This window comes from Veronia pacifica (assembly GCF_001707825.1).
Classification (GTDB): domain Bacteria; phylum Pseudomonadota; class Gammaproteobacteria; order Enterobacterales; family Vibrionaceae; genus Veronia; species Veronia pacifica.
The window spans coordinates 1-19,281 of the sequence record NZ_LYBM01000051.1 but is presented as its reverse complement, the minus strand read 5'-3'; the positions used below and the strand labels follow the sequence as shown (position 1 = coordinate 19,281).

The window sequence follows — 19,281 nt, the reverse complement described above, 5'->3', positions numbered from 1 at the left end:
ATTTATTGAAATAAATAGTTCAGTAAGCCTGTCATATCTGCTGTAAAACTTTGTAAGGTAACTCTCAGATTTCCATACTGCCCATTAGGAAAAAAGTGTGATTAACGTTGTCCCCATCAATCCTTTCATCGGCGCTAACATTTCGGGCGTCGATCTAAATGTCCTGAGCGATTCAGATTTCGATATCATTTACCAGGCTTTCCTCAAGCACAAAGTAATATTTTTCAGGGATCAATGCCTTGAACCAGAGCACCACCTTGCTTTGGCCCAACGTTTTGGGTGTCTCGAAGAGCCGCACCCTTTCTTCCCTCATGTCGATAACTATCCTCAAATTAGTGTGATAGAAACGACGCGTGGCAATCCGCCCGGTGAGAGCTTCTGGCATACGGATATGACGTGGCAGGCTGCGCCTCCAAAATGCTCAATTTTGTTCGGAAGTCTGATTCCTAACGAGGGTGGGGATACGATTTGGGTGTCTATGGAAGCTGTGCTCAATACATTGCCGCTGGATATCAAAGAGCGTGTGATGAACTTGACAGCGGTTCATGGACTCCATGCCTTTGAGGGGAGCCGATTCGATAGCAAAGATGAAAAAGGTCAAAGCAGTGTTGCCGAGAAATCAAAATCTATCAGTCAGGTGACACACCCCATGATTGCACGACACCCCGAAACCGGGCTTGAAACTTTATACATCAACGAACAGTTCACTCGTTGTGTGAATGGGCTTGATGATAAAGAAAGTCAAACTCTGTTGAAGACGTTATACGGTGTTGCGCGGCAACCCGAGTTTCAAGTGCGCTTTCAATGGCAAAAAGGCAGTGTCGCTATTTGGGATAACCGATGTACACAGCACTTTGCTGTTACGGACTATGGCGACACACCAAGAAGGCTTCACCGCGTTACTGTTATTGGCGAGCCTGTCATTCCTGCCTAAGACGTAACTTCAGCGTTGTGGGTGTGTATTTTTAGCTCAGGCCATAGGGTAAGCCAGCCCTTTTCCTTTGCCCGCAACAATGCGGTGTTTGGCGAAGGATGCCGAGAGTTTACAGTGACAGTCGTTGATACTTGTTGCTCCAGGTTAAATGGTGTGATGATGCCAATGTCACCCTGGGGATTCAGGTATGCACCAATGGCAGTTTCAATTTCAGGCCAAAAGCTCATCGCATCGAGCGTGCTCTCATAAGGGCTGACATGTATTTTATTGTGCATCCGGGCCTGATTCTTCACCGACCAGCTTAAGGGACTGATTGCTTTCAGCTTGTCTTCATACTTCTTGTCTGTTTCTTCACTTGTATCTTCTTTGTTGAAGTAAATCATATCGATATCAGAGAGAGGAGTGGCTGAATCATGTCCATGGAGTTTATCCCAGATAAGATTGCGGACAAATCCAGCAGCGATACACCATTGCGGAAGGTTCAGTGTCGCTGCTGTTTTAAGTGCGATAAAGCGAAGTTCATCATTAGCGATCCAGTTTCGAACTTTTTTTTCCAAATATATGTGACTACTTGTTCTCATTTTATCTGCTCAAAGCACCATTCTTGATTGATATGAAAGGGCGTCATTCATTTCGTTAGAGCTTGTCCTGGCAATATCCTGGCGCAGAGATATTCATCAGTTCGACAGCAAACATCAATCGCTGTATCGGTATTTTTTCGAGTTGTCTCTTAGTTTCATTTGTTACTATATGAGCTGACACCGATTTATAGTCAATTTCCTATCGACAATGCTTCTCATTGGTTAGATAACATTCAAGTAACATTTGCTAATGCTCGGATGCTGATACGTCTGACACCCATGCAAACCAACATCGATATCTACTAAAACAACGGGGAATGTACCCCGCTAGACAGGGAAGTAACAATGAAAAAAACTATGATTGCACTGGCGATGGCTGCTCCACTTGCTTTGGGAAGTATGTCTGCAATTGCAGCACAAGATACTCTGAAAATTGGAACGTCTCAGTTTCCTGAATCTCTGAATCCACTTTTGAACGGCAGTACTGCCGGTCTACTGATAAATGGTGTATCTCAACGTAATTCCATAGTGCACAACGCTGACTGGGTTTTAGAGTGTCTGCTCTGTGTTGAAGTCCCGACTCTTGAAAATGGTTTGGTAGAGTTGGTCAAAGTCAACGGTAAAGACGGAATGAAGATCACCGTGACGTTGAAAGATGATATCTATTGGGGTGACGGGACACCAGTGACAACTAAAGACGTTATCTTGTCGTCAGAAATCCTCAAAGACGAACGCGTACAGGGCAACCCGCTCATCACAGAGGGTAAAAAAACAGAAAAGATTGTTGCACTTGATGACAAGCGCTATGTGCAGTACTTGAATGTGGTCGACTACATGTTTGGCTCGCTGCAACCTCAGCCAATGCCAGATCATATTGAAGGTGAGATCTATCGCAATGATCCATCCAGCTACCATAAAACCAGTAAATATCTGACTGACCCAGCAAACCCTGCTCTTTATAACGGACCTTTTGTGTTGACAGATGTGCAGACGGGTAGCTACATCAAAGCCGCTAAAAACCCTCACTGGAAAGGAAAGCAGCCTGAATTTGATAACCTAGTATTTAAAATTATCGGTGATACTGCAGCACTTCAGGCCAATTTACTTTCGGGCTCAATTGATTACATCACCGGTAAAGTGGGCCTCACGCTTGATCAGGCGTTACAGTTTGAGAAACGTCACGGTAAAAATTACAACATCGTCCACAAGTCCTCATTGGCCTATGAGCACCTTGACGTAAACCTAAGCAATGAACACCTTGCCAATAAGCAGGTACGTCAGGCATTGATGTATGCACTGGATCGCGAGACGCTGGTTCAGCAACTGTTTGAAGGTAAACAACCTGTAGCAGCCAGTCAGACAAACCCACTTGATTCTGTTTATAGCCCAGATGCACCAACCTATGAATATAATCCTGAGAAAGCAAAAGCACTGTTGAAGCAGGCAGGCTACTCGTTGAAGGATGGAAAAATGGTCAACAAACAAGGCAAAGCCCTTGAGTTTGACCTGATGACGACGGCAGGCAACTCGTCTCGTGAGCTTGTACAGCAGGTACTTCAGTCACAGTGGAAGAAAGTTGGTGTGACCGCCAACATCAAAAACCAGACAGCACGTGTATTCTTCGGTGAAACGTTACCAAAACTGGGTCACGACGGTCTGGCAATGTTTGCATGGGGAACGGCACCTGAAGCTAACCCGAAAGCAATGGTTCACTCATCGAATATTCCTAACGAAGCAAATGGTTTTAGTGGCTATAACTGGTCCGGATATAATAACCCAGTTATGGATAAATTGACTGACCAGATCGAAAACGAACTGGACTACGAGAAACGTAAAGCGCTGTTCGCTGAAGTGCAAAAAATTTACGCAGAAGACTTACCTGTACTGCCTCTATTCTTCCAATCTGATAGCTATGTTATGCCAAAGTGGCTTGAAGGTGTAAAACCGACTGGAAACCTGACGACGGCTACCCACTGGGTAGAGAACTGGACGTCTTCGAAGTAAGGACGGTTCATGCAAAAGACGATTTTAGATGTACGTCGTTTGAGGGTAGCCTTTCGGGGCTACCCTGCAGTTAACGATATAAGTTATCAGATAAAACAAGGTGAAATTCTAGGAATCGTTGGTGAGTCAGGTTGCGGTAAAAGCTTGACAGCACTCACAACTATGGGGCTTCAGCCCAAGGTGATGCAAGCCAGTGGTGAGGTGAATTTTAACGACAAAAACTTACTGGAAAACACAGAAAAAGAGTGGCAAAAAGTGCGTGGTGAAGGCATTGCGATGATCTTTCAGGAGCCAATGACAGCACTTAACCCTGTGACAACAGTCGGCGATCAGGTCGCTGAAATGTTTCAACTTCACCAAGGTTACAGCAAAAAAGAAGCGGCGGAAAAAGCAGTAGAAATGCTGAATGTCGTTCATATTCCTGACCCAACTAAACGGGCAAAAGCCTATCCTCACGAGCTGTCTGGTGGCATGCGGCAGCGGGTTGTTATCGCCATGGCGCTGGCTTGTAAGCCTTCTTTAATCATCGCTGATGAACCCACAACAGCCTTGGATGTCACGGTACAGGCACAAGTTCTTGACCTATTAGAAGAATTACGAGAAGCCACGGGTACGGCCATCCAGTTTATCAGTCACAATTTAGGTGTCGTCTCTCAACTGGCTGAAAATGTTGTTGTGATGTACGCAGGTCGAATAGTTGAAAGAGCAACAGCTGAAGAGCTCTTTGCTAATCCTCAACATCCTTACACTGTTGGCCTTCTCGGCACGTTACCCCGAATTGGTATGGCAAGAGGTGAATTACCCTCAATTCCCGGGGCTGTTCCGCCGCTTGATCAACGAGGCTCTGGATGTCCATTTGTTGACAGATGTTCAAGAGCGACACCGAGTTGCACGGCAGAAATGCCGGAGGAAGTCGAACTAAGCAAGGTACACAGCGTTGCCTGTCACCACCTCTGAGGATATCAGTCATGACATTATTGAAATTATCAAACGTCTGCCAACGATACCCGGTAGGTGGAACAACCTTTTTTGGTAAGCCGACTCAATTACTCCATGCCGTTAAGAATGTCTCTCTGACCATAGATGAGGCAGAAACTGTTGCCGTGGTGGGTGAGTCCGGTTGTGGGAAATCAACATTGGGTAAAATGGTTTCTCTTCTTGAATTACCCAAAGATGGCAGTATCGAGATTGCGGGTGTTGACCCGAGTTCCTTATCAATATCTGAACTAAAGGCACTGCGTAAGAAGTTGGGGTTGGTTTTTCAAGACCCATATTCTGCACTGAATCCGCGTATGCCTATTTCGCAATTGGTAGGAGAACCATTAGAGGTATATGGCATTGGCAACAAGGAACAACGGGAAGCAAAAGTCATTGAATGTCTCGAGGCTGTCGGCCTCAGTGCAGATGCACTAGACAGATATCCTCATGAATTTTCAGGTGGTCAGCGTCAGCGTATTTGTATCGCCAGGGCACTGGTGCTGGATCCGGAATTAATTGTTGCTGATGAGCCTTTGTCGGCCCTTGATGTGTCTGTGCAAAGTCAGATACTGAATCTGTTCACCAAATTAAAAGCCGCTCGTAACCTATCATTCTTTTTTATTAGTCATGATATGGCCGTTGTTGACTATCTGGCAGATAAAGTGGTTGTCATGTACCTCGGCCAAGTTGTTGAAAGCGCACCTCGCGAGGCGTTTTTTGAAAACCCAGCGCACCCTTACAGTCAGGCACTTCTGAACGCAGTGCCTGAGGTCGGGACCGGTAGACGCAAGAAGGGCTTAGCTCTTCAGGGTGATGTCCCGAGCCCCATCAATCCACCTGAAGGATGCCCTTTTAATCCTCGATGTTCAAAGGCAACGGAACGTTGTCGAACTGAGAAACCTACTCTGTCTTCTCTAGCAGAACAAAAATCACATGCTGTTAGCTGTCACTTTCCAGAAGTCGCAGTCAAGGAAGAAAAACTGGAAGCTGAATTGGAGGCTGCAATATGATTGTTTTTTTGAGTAAAAGGCTAGTGCATAGTCTTTTTGTCCTGTTGTTAGTTGTATTTTGTAGCTATAGCCTAATGGGACTTATGCCAGGTGACCCTATTGATCTTATGGCGATAGGTAACCCTGATCTGACACCCGCAGATATCGCCCGGATGAAAGCACAACTGGGGCTTGACCAGCCAATACTTGTTCGTTTTTGGAACTGGCTTGTTAACGGTTTACATGGTGATTTCGGTTATTCACGTTTTTATCATCTACCAGCCATTGACGTAATACTTCCGGCGGCATGGAATACCATCAAACTTGTTGGTTTGGCGACGATTCTTTCAATACTTATCGCGGTTCCTGTTGGTGTTTTCGCTGCTCTCAGACCCAAATCCTGGATCGACTACACGATTGGCTTTCTGTCATTTGTGGGCTTTTCTACTCCAGCTTTCTTTCTGGCGCTGATGTTAATGCTGCTATTTTCCGTTCACCTTGGCTGGCTTCCGGCTGGTGGTTCGGGTGAAGCTGACGGAGAAGGGTTCTGGTTCAGAGCTAAATACATGATATTACCCGTTCTCGCGCTGACCATTTTGAGTGTTGCTTCAGTGTCACGCTATGTCAGATCCAGCATGTTGGAAGTGATGCGTCAGGACTACATCAGAACAGCCAAAGCAAAAGGTGCATCAAACAGATATGTGGTTTGGAAGCATGCGATCAAAAACGCGATGATTCCTGTTGTCACTATTATTGCACTCGACTTTGGTACCTTGCTTTCCGGTGCGGTGTTAACAGAATCTGTTTTTGCGTGGCCCGGTATGGGGAAAGTGCTTTTAGACTCGTTAGCGGGCAGTGACTACAATGTCGCGCTGCTTTGTATCATAGTGATCACTATCAATATGTTGTTGGGGAATCTGCTCGCCGACGTTGCGTATACCAAGTTAGATCCACGTATTGACCTAAACAAAGGAGCATCGGCATGACAACGGCAATTGCTACTGATTTGAATAAATCTAAAAGTAAAAGCGAGCGCTCCACGAGCCCGACGGCTTTAATTATTAATCGTTTTTTCCAACACCGGGCAGGTGTATTGGGAGGAGCATTTTTATTATTGCTCATTATTACGTGTTTTTGCGCGCCACTGATTCAGAGCTGGATAGGGCATGACCCTTTTGAAGTTAACTTTTTCACTCGTTATCAGCCAGTGAGTGCAGAATTCTGGTTGGGAAGCGACGAACTCGGCAGGGATGTTTTCTTAAGATTGTTGTATGCCGGACAGATTTCTCTGGCATTTGGCTTTGTGACGGCAGTCTTCACCGCAATAGTTGGAACATCACTTGGTATTATTTCAGGTTACTTTGGCGGAAAAGTTGACGGGTTTATTATGCGTTGGGCCGATTTTACGCTGTCTCTGCCTGTTTTACCCTTGCTGATTGTTGTTGCTGCTATCGATTTAGAAAAGCTGGGCATCTCAGAAGAACTTGCGCGAAGTGATGCGTTTACTGTTGGCCGATTGACCGTTATTTTATGCCTGTTCGGATGGCCGCTAACTGCGCGTCTTGTGCGTTCTGGTACCCTGTCGGTGAGGGAACGTGAGTACGTTAAAGCGGCGCAAGGCTATGGTGCATCCTCATTTCGGATTATTACTAGGCATGTATTACCTAATGTATTATCGCCGGTTATTGTCGCGACGACGATGGGTATTGGCCTTGTAATACTTACCGAGGCAGCGCTGTCTTTCCTTGGCTTTGGTATTCAGCCACCAACACCATCTTGGGGAAATATGTTAACCAATGCTAAGGAGTCGATATGGCAATCACCAACTCTTGCTATTTTCCCCGGATTAGCCATTGTAGTGACGGTTATGGCGTTTAACTTTCTCGGCGATGCACTGCAAGATGCGCTCGATCCGAAAAGCAAATAGACGATAAAGCCATTTTAAAAACCACCTTTATGGTGGTTTTTTTGTCTCTGTATATTGCCAGAGGGGTTTATATTTCTGGTATAGAAGTTTGACTAGGTTCTCTCGTTATCCAACGCTAGTTGTATATGTTTGGCGATCACTTCTTACTTTCGACGCTGTGATGGCTATTATCAATATGTGATAATTTAAGGAAATTAATTTCATTAAAATATAAATAGGGAGAATGTATGTGTCGGTGGTTGAGTTATGTTGGTAAATCTGTATTTATGGATGAACTTTTGTATCAACCCGATCACAGCCTTGTCAGCCAGAGTAAGGACGCGACAAAAGCCGTAACAACGGTGAATGCGGATGGTTTTGGGCTGTCGTGGTATGGAGAGAAAGCTTCACCGGCAACCTATCATGAAATTTTACCCGCGTGGTCAGATAAAAACCTTAAGTCAATTGCTGAACACACCCGTTCGCACTGTTTTCTTGCTCACGTTCGAGCATCGACGGGTGCGACAACTTCCAGAGAAAACTGTCACCCCTTCACGTGGTCTAAATGGTCATTTATGCATAACGGTCAGATACCAAGTTTCGACAGACTCAGAATGGGACTGGAGCAACACCTCGATGAGAATTGGTATTTGTTGAGACGAGGCACAACAGACAGTGAATTGCTTTTTCTGTTACTGCTTCAAAATGGTCTTGATCAGAACCCACAGCAAGCTATTTACCGTACACTTGAAATGGTTGAGCAAGCGATATCTTTGAAAGATATTGATGAGCCTTTTAAAGCCTGTATAGCATTGTCTGATGGCAAAAACATCCTGGGTGTTCGATATTCCAGTGATGGCAAGCCACCCACGCTTTTTTATAAAAAGAAGTCAGGTGCTGTTGTGATGGCATCCGAACCCTATGATGAGAGTCGTGCAGGCTGGAAGAACGTTCCACCTCAATCATTAGTTGAGATCACTGATGGCTCTGTGTCTGTGACTCCATTATCGGTATCGGATAGTTAGAAACAGACCGCGTTTTTTCTATGGTTACATGCTAACAAATCGTATTTTCATAGCATTTAATCTTGTTTTTGCTGAATTGATAGCTTTAACAATATGGCTGACTTTGGTCAGTCCAACATATGCTACTAATCTTTTTATTAATACTAAGAGGTGTCACATTGTCACCTCTGATTGATGTGAAGAGGAGATGCATATGTCACAGGCCGACTATATGATGCAGCTTTGTCATATCAGTGAACAAAGCGTTAGAGAACTTGAACCATCCTTTGAGCAATTACCCACTACACCTTATGCGGACGGGCAATACAGATTACGCCGTTATTCGGTCGTCCGTTGTCATCACTGCGAGCTGGAACATTTGGCACACCAGACGTTTTGCCAAACTGAAAATATCAATCATCATCAGGGAGGCGTTGTCAGAAATTTTGAAGAAATAGAGGAGGTCGTGATTGGCTCCACAGGCTTATTAGAGCTTTGTCAGTTGTTCAAAGATCACAATGAGCTGAATGATGATAACCCCATTGAAATTCATCAGATGCGGGTGATCACTTTTGATGAAGTTACTCCCGTTTCACCGGAAGGTATCCACCAAGATGGCTTCGACCATATCGCTATTGCCGCCATTGACAGGCAAAACGTGCAGGGCGGTGAAATCTTAGTGTACAAAGATAAAACGGAACGGCCTTTTTTCAATCTTGCATTAGATGATGGTGATGTCGCCTTACTGGATGATCACCAACTCTGGCACAATGCGAATCCAATCAGAGCAATGAACCCTAAGCATCAGGGTCATATTGATCTATTTGTTTTGACTGCTAAACACTGAATCAAAGAGGGCATCTTGATGATGCCCTTTCTGTCGCATGGCTAGCCAATTGTGAAATTAATCGACCGCTAAGTCTACCTTCAGCTGATCAACTTCGTTAGCCAGTTGCTGGTTGTCGAAGTACTCTTGTTGAGATTTTCCGCTATACAGCGTCGTTGTCTTTGAAAATTTATCTACAGAGTTTTCGAGTGCTCGAACTGCGTTATCAACGAAGTTTTTCTGACCTATCTCAGTGATAGGTTGACCCGTTAGGTCGTAGTATTGTGTCTTGCTGTTTTCAGATTTAATAGGATCACAGTACGCTGCGCCCATATCACCGCTTTCACGAATGCTGTTAAAGGTACTTTGTGGCAGATGATCGGCTTTGTTTCCGGTCCCCACAGTACACCAGCTAACTTGAGTACCCACTCCGTCGACAAATGCTGACACCATGTTCACGGCATAGTAGGTCGTTTCTTTGTCTTCCGGGCTTTTACCGTATGCTGAAATGATATTACCACCAACTATTTGGTAATTGTGATCATCCAAGACGCCTTCGGAGAAATAGCTTCTAGATAGGTTTTGCCAATCTTTGTTGTTTTCTCCAGTTGATTGGTAGATGTCATCAACCAAATCAACCGACTTAACGTCTTTAGTCTTGAAGCTGCGAAGCTTGTGATTGTAGACAAGCCCACCTTTTGTCGATGACTTAGTCATGCCAGCTACATCATTGTTCTTAGAATCATTTTGCCAACCAGTATATTTAACCCTATTGAACTGAATACCGTCATCGTCTTTAGCGCTGAAAGCCAGACGAAGGTTGACTATGCCATTCTTTTCCCTCTCAACAGAATCATAATGAGTACCCGTTCTTGAATCACAGTCGTAATTGTTGGCTTTGTAGTAAAAGTGTGAAATCCAATCTTTAGCCTCAACCCCGTTTTGATTCACAAACCCGTCTGCGCCACTAATACCCTTAGCATCTCGGAATTGCTCAATGAGTTGTTGGGATAAATATTTCGAATACTCTTTCTCTTTATCCGCATCATAGCCATTTGCGGTAATATTCGTTAGGTGCATGTATGCAATACAGGTATTTATGTTGTCTTCACCAAAGAAGTTATGATCTTGAGTATCGATGTTGCTCCGCGCGTCAGCGGGGTCTTCATATACCGCATAACTGTCGATAGCGGGACGCGATTTCTGCGTATTCGCTACCGTCCCCTTCAATGGTGTTAGCGACATTTTGGGCACTGCTGGCATGGCAGTTTGTTGTGTTGGAGATGAGTCTCCACCCCCACCGCACCCAACGAGACTGACGATGACTGATGTTAATAAAATCTTTTTCATTGAATTAACCTATAAAATACACTGTTCAAAATTTGCGCGTATCTTATAGAAAGAACCTGATGGAATCAAACGATGTTCATAATAATTTTTTAAAAAGTTACTAAGTAAATGTTTTACGCAGAAGTATTTGATAAATTGTTGGGGAAGAAGAAGCCAGTCGTTACCGACTGGCTAGAAAATCGTCGTTTAACCGCACTTAGAATCGCCGCAGTTCAGGCAGGTCTGACAACCATCTTTAACCACCACTGCTTTGTTATGGCACTTATTACAAAGCGACGCGCTTGGCGGAAAACCTGTGTTTACCGGCGCATCTTCAATCGGCTTAGACCCGGTCTCAGCGCGCTTCGCGTCAAGAAAGGCTTTTTGGTGCTCATCCGTTTCTGGATTTTTGAGCATACCGATATCCATAAGGTGCTGTTCTATTACATTACCGATTTCTGCAATCAGTGAAGGGACATATTTACCCTTGTTCCAGTAACCGCCCTTGGGGTCAAAGACTGAGCGGAGCTCGTCGACCAAAAAGGCAATGTCGCCACCTTTTCTGAAAACAGCAGAGATAATTCTGGTCAGGGCAACAATCCATTGATAGTGCTCAAGGCTCTTGCTGTTGATAAAGATCTCGAAGGGGCGACGCACCTGGTGGTCAGTTCCTTCATTGAGGATCACATCGTTAATAGTAATAAACAACGAGTGCTCCGACACATGCTCTGGCGTCTTGAGTTTGTAAGTTGTGCCCATCAGCTTCTCTGGTCGCTGAATAGCATCATGCATGATCTCAATATCTTGCTTTGGCTCTGGGGCTGGAGCAGGGGTGTCTTCTTCCTGACCTTTTGTTTTTACCTTGTAGGCAACGATTTTGCTTTCTATTTTACGTGTCATATTCTGTCGCTTCTTTTTGACGGCTATTCGTTCAGAATTTGCCGTAATAACCTTCTTTAAGTGCATCGTACAGGTTGGCTGCTGTATGTACTTCACCGTCATACTCAACCTTTTCGTTCCCCTTGGCCTCGAAGGTCGAACCGTCCTCAAGCGTGAAGGTATAGGTGGTATTTTCGAGATCTTCCTCTTTCACCAATACGCCCTGAAATACTTCTGGATTAAATCTGAACGTAGTGCAACCTTTCAGACCTTTATCATAGGCATCCATATAAATGTCTTTAAAGTCTTCAAACGGGAAGTCTGTTGGTACATTTGCCGTCTTAGAAATTGAAGAATCAATCCAATGCTGAGCGGCTGCCTGAACCTCAACGTGCTGAGATGGTGTAATATCATCGGCAGTGATGAAGTATTCTGGGAGTTGCTCATCGGCTTCTGCGCTGTACGGCATGGCTTTTTGATTAATCAGCTCGCGGTACGCTAATAACTCAAAGCTAAAGACATCAACGCTTTCTTTTGATTTCTTGCCTTCTTTTATCACATTGCGGGTGTAGTGATGCGCAAAGCTTGGTTCGATGCCGTTACTTGCATTATTGGCTAGCGACAGCGATATGGTTCCCGTCGGTGCAATAGAGCTGTGATGAGTGAAACGCGCCCCTTTCTGCACCAGTTTTTCAACGAGTTCAGGGTTAACTTCCGCTATCTGCTGCATGTAGCGGCTATAGCGTGCGTGTAGAACCTTACCTTTAACTTTATCGCCGAGCTTAATGCCGTCTTTGGCCATTTCTGGACGTTGGCGCAGCATTTTTGCAGTAACTGTGAATTCTTGTTCAAGAATAGGCGCCGGTCCCTTTTCTTCTGCCAGGATCACCGCTTGCTCCCAGCCAGTAACAGCCATTTCCTGAGCAACCTGCTCAGTGAAAGCAACAGAAGCAGGGCTGCCATACTTATGTCGCAGCATAGTCAGGGTTGAACCAAGGCCAAGGAAGCCCATACCGTGACGGCGCTTGGTGCGTATTTCATTACGCTGCTTCTCTAGAGGCAGTTGATTGATCTCCACCACGTTGTCTAACATGCGAGTGAATATCGCGACAACCTTTCTGTACATATCCCAATCAAAGCGTGCCTTGTCAGTGAAAGGGTCAAGGACAAATTTGGTCAGATTGACTGAACCGAGAAGACAAGCACCGTAAGGTGGAAGAGGTTGTTCACCGCAAGGGTTGGTAGCGCGAATATCTTCACAGAACCAGTTGTTGTTCATCTGATTGACTTTATCAATCAAAATGAAGCCAGGTTCTGCATAGTCGTATGTGGACGTCATGATGATGTTCCACAAATTGCGAGCTTGCATAGTACGGTAGACTTTACAAGCAACGCGGCCCTGATCGTCTTCGACCAGTCCATCTTTACTCGGCCAGTCAGCCCAGACGATATCTTCAGCAGTATTCAGGTCAACGTTATCTTTCTTCGCTTCTTTTGCCGTGACGGGGAAGATTAGCTGCCACGCTTTATCTTCTTTAACGGCCTCTATAAATTCTTCAGTGATTAATAGCGAGAGGTTGAACTGTCGAAGTCTTCCATCTTCCCGTTTGGCACGAATAAACTCCATAACGTCTGGATGGCGAATATCCATGGTACCCATTTGTGCACCACGACGACCACCCGCTGACGAGACGGTGAAACACATCTTGTCGTAGATATCCATAAATGACAGAGGACCAGAGGTATATGCGCCAGCACCCGATACAAACGCGCCACGAGGGCGGAGGGTAGAGAAATCATAGCCGATACCACAGCCTGCTTTTAGCGTCAGGCCTGCTTCGTGGACTTTACCCAAGATATCGTCCATTGAATCTTCAATGATGCCGCTAACGGTGCAGTTAATGGTCGAGGTTGCGGGTTTGTGGTCGAATGCACCCGCGTTTGAGGTAATACGTCCAGCTGGAATGGCACCATGACGAAGAGCCCAGAGAAATTCCTGGTACCATTTTTCCTGAGCATTTTTTTGCTCCAGGTCGGCGAGGGCACGAGCAACACGTTTGAAGGTATCATCCAGAGTCGAATCTACTGCGACGCCGTGCTTGGTTTTCAAGCGATACTTGCTATCCCAGATCTCCATCGACGTTTCCTGATAGGGAATTTCCAGAACGTGAAGAGATTGGGAGTCAGATGTTGACTTGGTTTTAGCCATTATGAATTGCACCTCATGTAATGACATCTGGTATGCAGAAATTTCCAGATACTCGAGAAGGGCGACGATCAAACCACTATATTTTGTGATCTTCAAGTCTTGACATCGAGCATTGCCATACAAATTTATTTAGCGATGTCGCTTTTGTTACGTATGTTTTTATAGGGTACTTTTTATGTAAATAAAGCTTGTCTCTCTGTTTGACAATTGTAGTCTCTTTCCTTGCTCCCGTAGTCATGTGGCACTTGATTGACCGGAAAAGTTGCCGCAGAAGCGAAGCGATTCTTACGTTATATATCTTGTTTTATTTTCTGGATTTTGTCGTAGAAATGGTGTTTTTGGAGGTCACTCTGCGCAAAGCGATATGTTAATATTACATCTGCAATACGGTTCCTATCTTTTCTTGTTTTAAACGCTTGTTGTGCCATCAAATACAAATGGATTGATACAAACTGCTACCTGAGGCGTAAAAGTAAGCTGTGTCTCACCTTTCAATCCTGATAAGCCGTACCATGTCACGGCACCGTAACTTTCTCACGACTACAATTACCATGTTCAAAACAGGGATGGATAGGATGTGCGTTTTTACATCCTGACGGACATATCAAATCGACAGGCGTATGACTGGCGCACATCAAATCAGCTTGAAAGCTGGAAAATAGAGAGTTGAGGAAGAAGCGCTGATGAACTTATTCATGTTAGATGTCGATGGCACACTGATCGACAGTAATGACTTTGATGCCGAGTGTTTTTATAAAGCGGTAGAAGAAGTTATGGGCGTAAGAATGACCGGGGAATGGTCAGATTTTAAAAACATTACAGATATTGGCATTCTTGAAGAACTGATTGAAACGAACGGGATGCGTGGCGATCGAATTCGACTCATCCGAGATGTGAAATCCGCCTTTTTCAGACACATTCGCGAATATATCTGCAACCCAGAAACAGAGATCACACCGACTCCCGGCGCGATTGGATTTGTAAACGACATGAAGAAGCACCCCAATGTCGTGGTTGCTATTGCAACGGGTGGATGGGAAGAGTCTGCCAAGATGAAACTCAAAGCCGCTGGCTTCGATATAAGCAATGTTGTTTTTTCGTCTTGTTCCGATGCGATGACGCGCAGCGAAATAATGGCACTTGCGGCGTTTCGTGCAAAACAGGACACCGGACAGGCGTTTGAGCGTCGTGTTTATTTCGGCGATGGCGAATGGGATAAAATGGCAACCAATACTTTAGGTTATGAATTCGTGGCAGTCGGTGACAACGTGAGTCACTTTACGAAAATCCCTAACTTCGTCCATTACGATGCGATTTTCGGTAAGCTGGGCCTCTCGGAGCTATTAGATGCGAAGAGTGCGTAATACGACTGAAATGTTCAAAAGCCGCCTAACAAAAAGCGGCTTTTTCATTTAAAAATGTCAGAGAGTGTCTTTTGCGAATGCACCGTTCTTCAGGTTATTGAAAAACAATTGTGTTTCTTCTATCACAACATGGCGAAGTAGGATTAACCCAATCAGGTTAGGAATCGCCATCAAGCCATTTACAATGTCCGCAATAAGCCAAATCATATCAAGCTGAATGAACACGCCAGAGAAGATCAGGGCAATAAATACCAGCTTGTAAGGTAGAACCGCTCTTTTTCCCCAAAGGTAAACAACGCAGCGCTCGCCATAATAGTTCCAACCGAGAATTGTTGTGAAGGCAAAGAACATCAGACCTGTGGTAACCAATAAGGGGGCAAAGTCCGCAGAGAGCCCCAAGGAAAAGGCTTCTGTTGTCATGGCGGCACCTTGACTGTCTCCACTCCAAACACCCGTCAGAATTAATGCTAGCCCTGTCATGGTACAAATGATGATTGTATCCAGAAAGGTACCTACCATAGAGATAAGGCCTTGCTTCACACATGAATCCGTTTGAGCTGATGCTGCCGCCATAGGTGCACTGCCAAGCCCTGATTCATTTGAGAAAACGCCCCTTGCGATACCTGATTGAATGGCAAGCATAATACCCGCACCAACGAAACCGCCCGTTGCCGCAGAGCCTGTAAATGCTGAAGAAATGATCTGTTCAAGTGCAGCAGGTATCTGGTCAGCAAAGTTAACCAGCACTAATGTGCATGCCGACACATAAATTATTGTCATGGTTGGAACGATTTTACTCGCTACAGATGATATGGCTTGAATGCCGCCAAGCGTCACTGCGCCAACCAGCACTGCTAATATACTGGCAATGACGATGGGTGGTAATCCAAACGTTAACCTTCCGGCGTCAGCAATTGCATTTACTTGCGGAAAGGTGCCAATTCCGAGACAGGCCACACACACAGTAAAAAGAGCGAATAATTTGGCGAGAATTGGCTGACCTGCTCCCTTTTCAAGGTAAAGCATGGGGCCGCCTAAATATTTCCCATCTACCTTTTCACGGTATTTCACCGCCAGAAGACATTCAGCGTATTTGGTTGCCATACCGAACAATGCCGCCATCCACATCCAAAACAGCGCGCCCGGGCCGCCAAGTTTAACGGCCGTAGCGACACCAACGATATTTCCTGTTCCTATGGTTGCTGACAGGGCGGTGCACAATGCAGCAAAGCTTGAGACATCGCCCTGTTCGCCCGCAGACTTTTTACCGCTAAAAAGATATTTTAAAGCGAGAGGTAGTCGAGTGATCTGCAACAGGCCCAAACGAAAGGTAAAATATACGCCAGTGCCGACGAGAAGAAGTAGAAGTGGTGGACCCCAGATAAAGTGGTCAATTGCCGTCAGATAAGGCAGTAAAGTGTGGTGCATTAATCCCCCTTTAAAAATATCAAAGGCGGAGAATAGCCATAGACCGACAGAGAATTCTGTCAGTCATGACAATCTCCTCTGTCCTTTTGCCTGAGAGTTTCACCTGATGAAACAGGCTTGCTCCTTCGGCGCCCGATTTAACGGGTCTCTCCAGAGGCTCCTCCAACAGCAGTCCATACAATTAAGTGCCTGAAAGATTTACTTCGTCGGCGGATGGCAATGCCATCTCTCTCCTGCTGTTTTCAACGGAACGTCAAAATTAGGAGAGACATCATATTTATTAGTGAGAAATATGCAACATAAAAAAGACACGGGCAATGTAAAAAAGGAATAAGGTTGGCCATCTGTTAATGATTTGTGAGTGGATGAGTGTTTGATATCTAAATATGATGATTTTATTGGTTTTTTAGAGATTTAAGGAAAAAAGTTAAACATTTTTTGACTATTCTGTAAGTCAGAAACCCCGTTATTTTTACTGAATAACGACCTACTGTAGAAGAAAGTTATTGTTAATGACCACCTACCATGAATTGCTGGGAACCACTCAGGAAGACTCAGCAAAAAATATAAAACAACGCTATCGCTTGCTTTCAGCCCGACTTCATCCAGATAAAGGTGGTTCTAAGTCGCTGATGCAGCTTTTGACCTTCGCCTACGAGAATGTGCAGAATGGGCGGGGCGAGGATGATATTGAAATGCTGAAGGCTGATTTTTCCAGTGAGCAGCAACTGAAAGTAATGACCCTTGAAATTGCTCGCCTTAAACATGAGGTTGAGGGGCTAAGAGCTGAAAATTTAACCTTGAAATCGCAAGGACAAAGTAAAGAAGCGTCATCAATTGATACAAATGATGCGGTTGAGCACTTAAACAGGGAACTGGCGCAGGTTAAGGTCGAGCTGAGTTTGCTCAAAGAGCACCGTCAAAGGCTGAGAACATATAAAGAAGGGGCAGATAAGGAGATCACCCGGCTTACGCAGGAGTTACACAGAGCACTGACTGCAAACGAGGTGTTGGAGACTGAACTGACACAAGCGGGATTGAAAAATCAGGTTGGTCCGGTTCATTGGGCTAGTAAGTTTTGGCTGCCCGTTTTTGTGGTTTTCTTTATCTTTGTCGCCAGTCTGGTATCTCTCAGCCTCTTCCGGCCTGATATCTTTGTTTCACAACCCGTCGTGATAAAAGACGAAAATAATAAAGAAGGGTTATCTGAGCAAAAAATAGCTAAACCTGATACACCTACTGATGTCTCGTCGATAAATGAAGCAAAAGACAAAACAGAAGATACGCCGCTTAATCCTGAATATAATCTTAGTGATGTCAGTTCGAGTTATTGGACCGTACTCACTGAACAAAAAAGCAATATTTCATATATCGCTTTAAGCAACCAGCAGGGCTCAATGGTCATAATGGACTGTAAAAGAGACTTTTTCTTCTTCTTAAGAAGTGATATTCAGCCTCTTTCCGTGTCCGCGAACCTCATTTTCAGGCACCAGTACAAGGGGTACATTGTTTATGCTATACCCTATGGCAGTGGCTCAAACATCGAGCAGTGGCAGAGCGGGAGAACACTCAGCATACTGGGGCAAAGTTTCTCTGGAACTGGCTTTGACGCAGCGGAGTCTCTTTTAAAGCAGGAATGTGTTGTCTGAATCACTACTTTATTGCCATGTCATAGGCAATGTCAAAGGCTGCCTCTGCAGACGATCTGATATTTGGCCTCACTCCAACACAGTGCCAGTTTTGCCCTGTAGTGGGGTTAACACTGATACTGTCAGGAATGTTGCTCCAGAATAATTCATTAATAACTGTTGTTTTAACGCCAGTAGCAGCACCTTTCGTTGGCTCTCCGATCACTGTTGCTCGGTTGAGGGATTGTAGGTTGTAAGCAAAATTCTCCGCAGCTGAAAAAGTATGATGGCTGGTCAGTATAAATACAGGAATGCCAGATCGTTTTTTTCCTTGAACATGGGGTAGGGTCCAGCATTGGTTCTTCACAGTTTTTTTATTGGAGTGAAATTCATCGAGTAGGACAGGTTCAGTGCCAAACAGATAAGAGCATATAAGCTGAACCATGTTTAAATAGCCACCACCGTTCTCTCGAATATCGAAGATCAACGCATTCGTTCTTTCGACCAAGTGCATCGCAGAGGCAGCAAGCGTACTGGCAAATTCAGTGTCATAAAATCCGGTGAGCTTGATAAAGCCGATATTTCCCTTCAGTATTTTTATTTCTTTAAAACCATAATTAACATCATCGCCCCAGTGTTTTGCGGTTGATTTATTTAGTTCTGCCTGATTTTTCTGAGCAATAAAATCAGGATCATATGACAATGTGAAGTGCTTATCTCTTGTCACTGAGAAAATATCATCCGAGACTTTACTGGCCAGCTCTTGATTATAAGGAATAGAAGAATATACATTTCTCTCAATATTTTTCAACAGAAGGCGTTGAGTCGTATGCCCTATCTCTGGGCAAAAGTAATGCTGCTTTATAAGGTGACTAAACTCTCTTATCATTTTTTCATTGTTATCTTTATCCATGTCTCGTCCCTAATCTATACTGGATAGATAAGATTTGTTAATAATATCATTAGGTTAAGTGTTGGGGTTGTATTTATTGTGCACTTTATCCAAAAAATAATCTTTCTATCATCATAATCTTCTTTGAAAAGAGCTTAAGCTGACACACTGAATATAAATAACTTACATTATTGATTATTTTATTTTAATTACTATCCAAGATTATTCAGAATAGCATTCTCTATTAATATTATTATTTAACACCTAAAAGTTTTTAAATAATAATATCTATTTATTTCAGTAAATTAATTTATGTCACTCCTTATGGAG

At 44.4% G+C, this 19,281-nt stretch carries 16 protein-coding genes and 2 riboswitches; of the genes, 10 read left to right on the top strand and 6 right to left on the bottom strand.

Annotation, left to right across the window (positions count from 1 at the left end):
• The first annotated feature begins 97 nt into the window (after positions 1 to 97).
• The gene (locus tag A8L45_RS19915; protein ID WP_175402032.1) at positions 98 to 934 is read left to right on the top strand and encodes a TauD/TfdA dioxygenase family protein; all 837 of its coding nucleotides are present in this window, start codon (positions 98 to 100) and stop codon (positions 932 to 934) included.
• On the opposite strand, the gene A8L45_RS19910 is transcribed toward A8L45_RS19915, so the two are convergent.
• On the bottom strand, positions 931 to 1,491 hold the full coding sequence (locus tag A8L45_RS19910) for a nucleotidyltransferase family protein (protein ID WP_217492190.1): 561 nt from the start codon (positions 1,489 to 1,491) through the stop codon (positions 931 to 933). The two genes, A8L45_RS19915 and A8L45_RS19910, sit on opposite strands and share 4 nt — an antisense overlap.
• Positions 1,492 to 1,860: 369 nt before the next feature.
• Here A8L45_RS19910 and A8L45_RS19905 point away from each other — a divergent pair, with 369 nt between their 5' ends.
• The 7 genes from A8L45_RS19905 to A8L45_RS19875 all read left to right on the top strand — a co-directional run bounded on the left by A8L45_RS19905 (position 1,861) and on the right by A8L45_RS19875 (position 9,243).
• Entirely contained in the window at positions 1,861 to 3,519 is a 1,659-nt protein-coding gene (locus A8L45_RS19905) for a peptide ABC transporter substrate-binding protein (protein WP_068905111.1), read from the top strand.
• A gap of 9 nt (positions 3,520 to 3,528) precedes the next feature.
• Complete coding sequence (locus A8L45_RS19900; protein WP_068905110.1) at positions 3,529 to 4,476, top strand: ABC transporter ATP-binding protein; 948 nt, start codon at positions 3,529 to 3,531, stop codon at positions 4,474 to 4,476.
• Between the two features lie 11 nt (positions 4,477 to 4,487).
• Positions 4,488 to 5,507, top strand: a complete 1,020-nt coding sequence (locus A8L45_RS19895) for an ABC transporter ATP-binding protein (protein WP_068905109.1) — start codon at positions 4,488 to 4,490, stop codon at positions 5,505 to 5,507.
• Entirely contained in the window at positions 5,504 to 6,472 is a 969-nt protein-coding gene (locus A8L45_RS19890) for an ABC transporter permease (protein ID WP_068905108.1), read from the top strand. The genes A8L45_RS19895 and A8L45_RS19890 overlap by 4 nt, the downstream gene beginning before the upstream one ends.
• The gene (locus tag A8L45_RS19885) at positions 6,469 to 7,413 is read left to right on the top strand and encodes an ABC transporter permease (protein WP_068905107.1); all 945 of its coding nucleotides are present in this window, start codon (positions 6,469 to 6,471) and stop codon (positions 7,411 to 7,413) included. The genes A8L45_RS19890 and A8L45_RS19885 overlap by 4 nt, the downstream gene beginning before the upstream one ends.
• Before the next feature lie 227 nt (positions 7,414 to 7,640).
• A complete protein-coding gene (locus tag A8L45_RS19880) occupies positions 7,641 to 8,417 on the top strand; it encodes a class II glutamine amidotransferase (protein ID WP_068905106.1) in 777 nt (258 codons plus the stop codon).
• Positions 8,418 to 8,610: 193 nt separating this feature from the next.
• Positions 8,611 to 9,243, top strand: coding sequence for a 2OG-Fe dioxygenase family protein (locus tag A8L45_RS19875; protein ID WP_068905105.1), 633 nt, complete (start codon positions 8,611 to 8,613; stop codon positions 9,241 to 9,243).
• A gap of 57 nt (positions 9,244 to 9,300) precedes the next feature.
• Here A8L45_RS19875 and A8L45_RS19870 read toward each other — a convergent pair whose 3' ends face one another.
• The 3 genes from A8L45_RS19870 to A8L45_RS19860 all read right to left on the bottom strand — a co-directional run bounded on the left by A8L45_RS19870 (position 9,301) and on the right by A8L45_RS19860 (position 13,639).
• Positions 9,301 to 10,572 carry a hypothetical protein gene (locus tag A8L45_RS19870; RefSeq protein ID WP_068905104.1) on the bottom strand — a complete coding sequence of 424 codons (1,272 nt, stop codon included), beginning with the start codon at positions 10,570 to 10,572 and terminating at the stop codon, positions 9,301 to 9,303.
• 186 nt (positions 10,573 to 10,758) lie between these two features.
• On the bottom strand, positions 10,759 to 11,451 hold the full coding sequence (locus A8L45_RS19865) for a TSCPD domain-containing protein (protein WP_068905103.1): 693 nt from the start codon (positions 11,449 to 11,451) through the stop codon (positions 10,759 to 10,761).
• Between the two features lie 31 nt (positions 11,452 to 11,482).
• Complete coding sequence (locus tag A8L45_RS19860) at positions 11,483 to 13,639, bottom strand: adenosylcobalamin-dependent ribonucleoside-diphosphate reductase (RefSeq protein WP_068905102.1); 2,157 nt, start codon at positions 13,637 to 13,639, stop codon at positions 11,483 to 11,485.
• Between the two features lie 683 nt (positions 13,640 to 14,322).
• Between A8L45_RS19860 and A8L45_RS19855 the strand changes: the two genes are divergently transcribed.
• Positions 14,323 to 15,003 carry an HAD family hydrolase gene (locus A8L45_RS19855; RefSeq protein WP_068905101.1) on the top strand — a complete coding sequence of 227 codons (681 nt, stop codon included), beginning with the start codon at positions 14,323 to 14,325 and terminating at the stop codon, positions 15,001 to 15,003.
• 57 nt (positions 15,004 to 15,060) lie between these two features.
• Here A8L45_RS19855 and A8L45_RS19850 read toward each other — a convergent pair whose 3' ends face one another.
• Complete coding sequence (locus A8L45_RS19850; RefSeq protein ID WP_068905100.1) at positions 15,061 to 16,431, bottom strand: alanine/glycine:cation symporter family protein; 1,371 nt, start codon at positions 16,429 to 16,431, stop codon at positions 15,061 to 15,063.
• Between the two features lie 75 nt (positions 16,432 to 16,506).
• Positions 16,507 to 16,588: riboswitch (glycine riboswitch) on the bottom strand.
• A gap of 2 nt (positions 16,589 to 16,590) precedes the next feature.
• Positions 16,591 to 16,677: riboswitch (glycine riboswitch) on the bottom strand.
• A 266-nt stretch (positions 16,678 to 16,943) separates the two neighbouring features.
• On the opposite strand from A8L45_RS19850, the gene A8L45_RS19845 reads away from it, so the two are divergent.
• Positions 16,944 to 18,080: a J domain-containing protein gene (locus tag A8L45_RS19845; protein WP_068905099.1), complete on the top strand. Its 1,137-nt coding sequence runs from the start codon at positions 16,944 to 16,946 to the stop codon at positions 18,078 to 18,080.
• A 4-nt stretch (positions 18,081 to 18,084) separates the two neighbouring features.
• Here A8L45_RS19845 and A8L45_RS19840 read toward each other — a convergent pair whose 3' ends face one another.
• Positions 18,085 to 18,972 (bottom strand): S41 family peptidase, encoded by an 888-nt coding sequence (locus A8L45_RS19840; RefSeq protein ID WP_068905098.1) that lies wholly within the window; start codon positions 18,970 to 18,972, stop codon positions 18,085 to 18,087.
• Positions 18,973 to 19,281 lie beyond the last annotated feature (309 nt).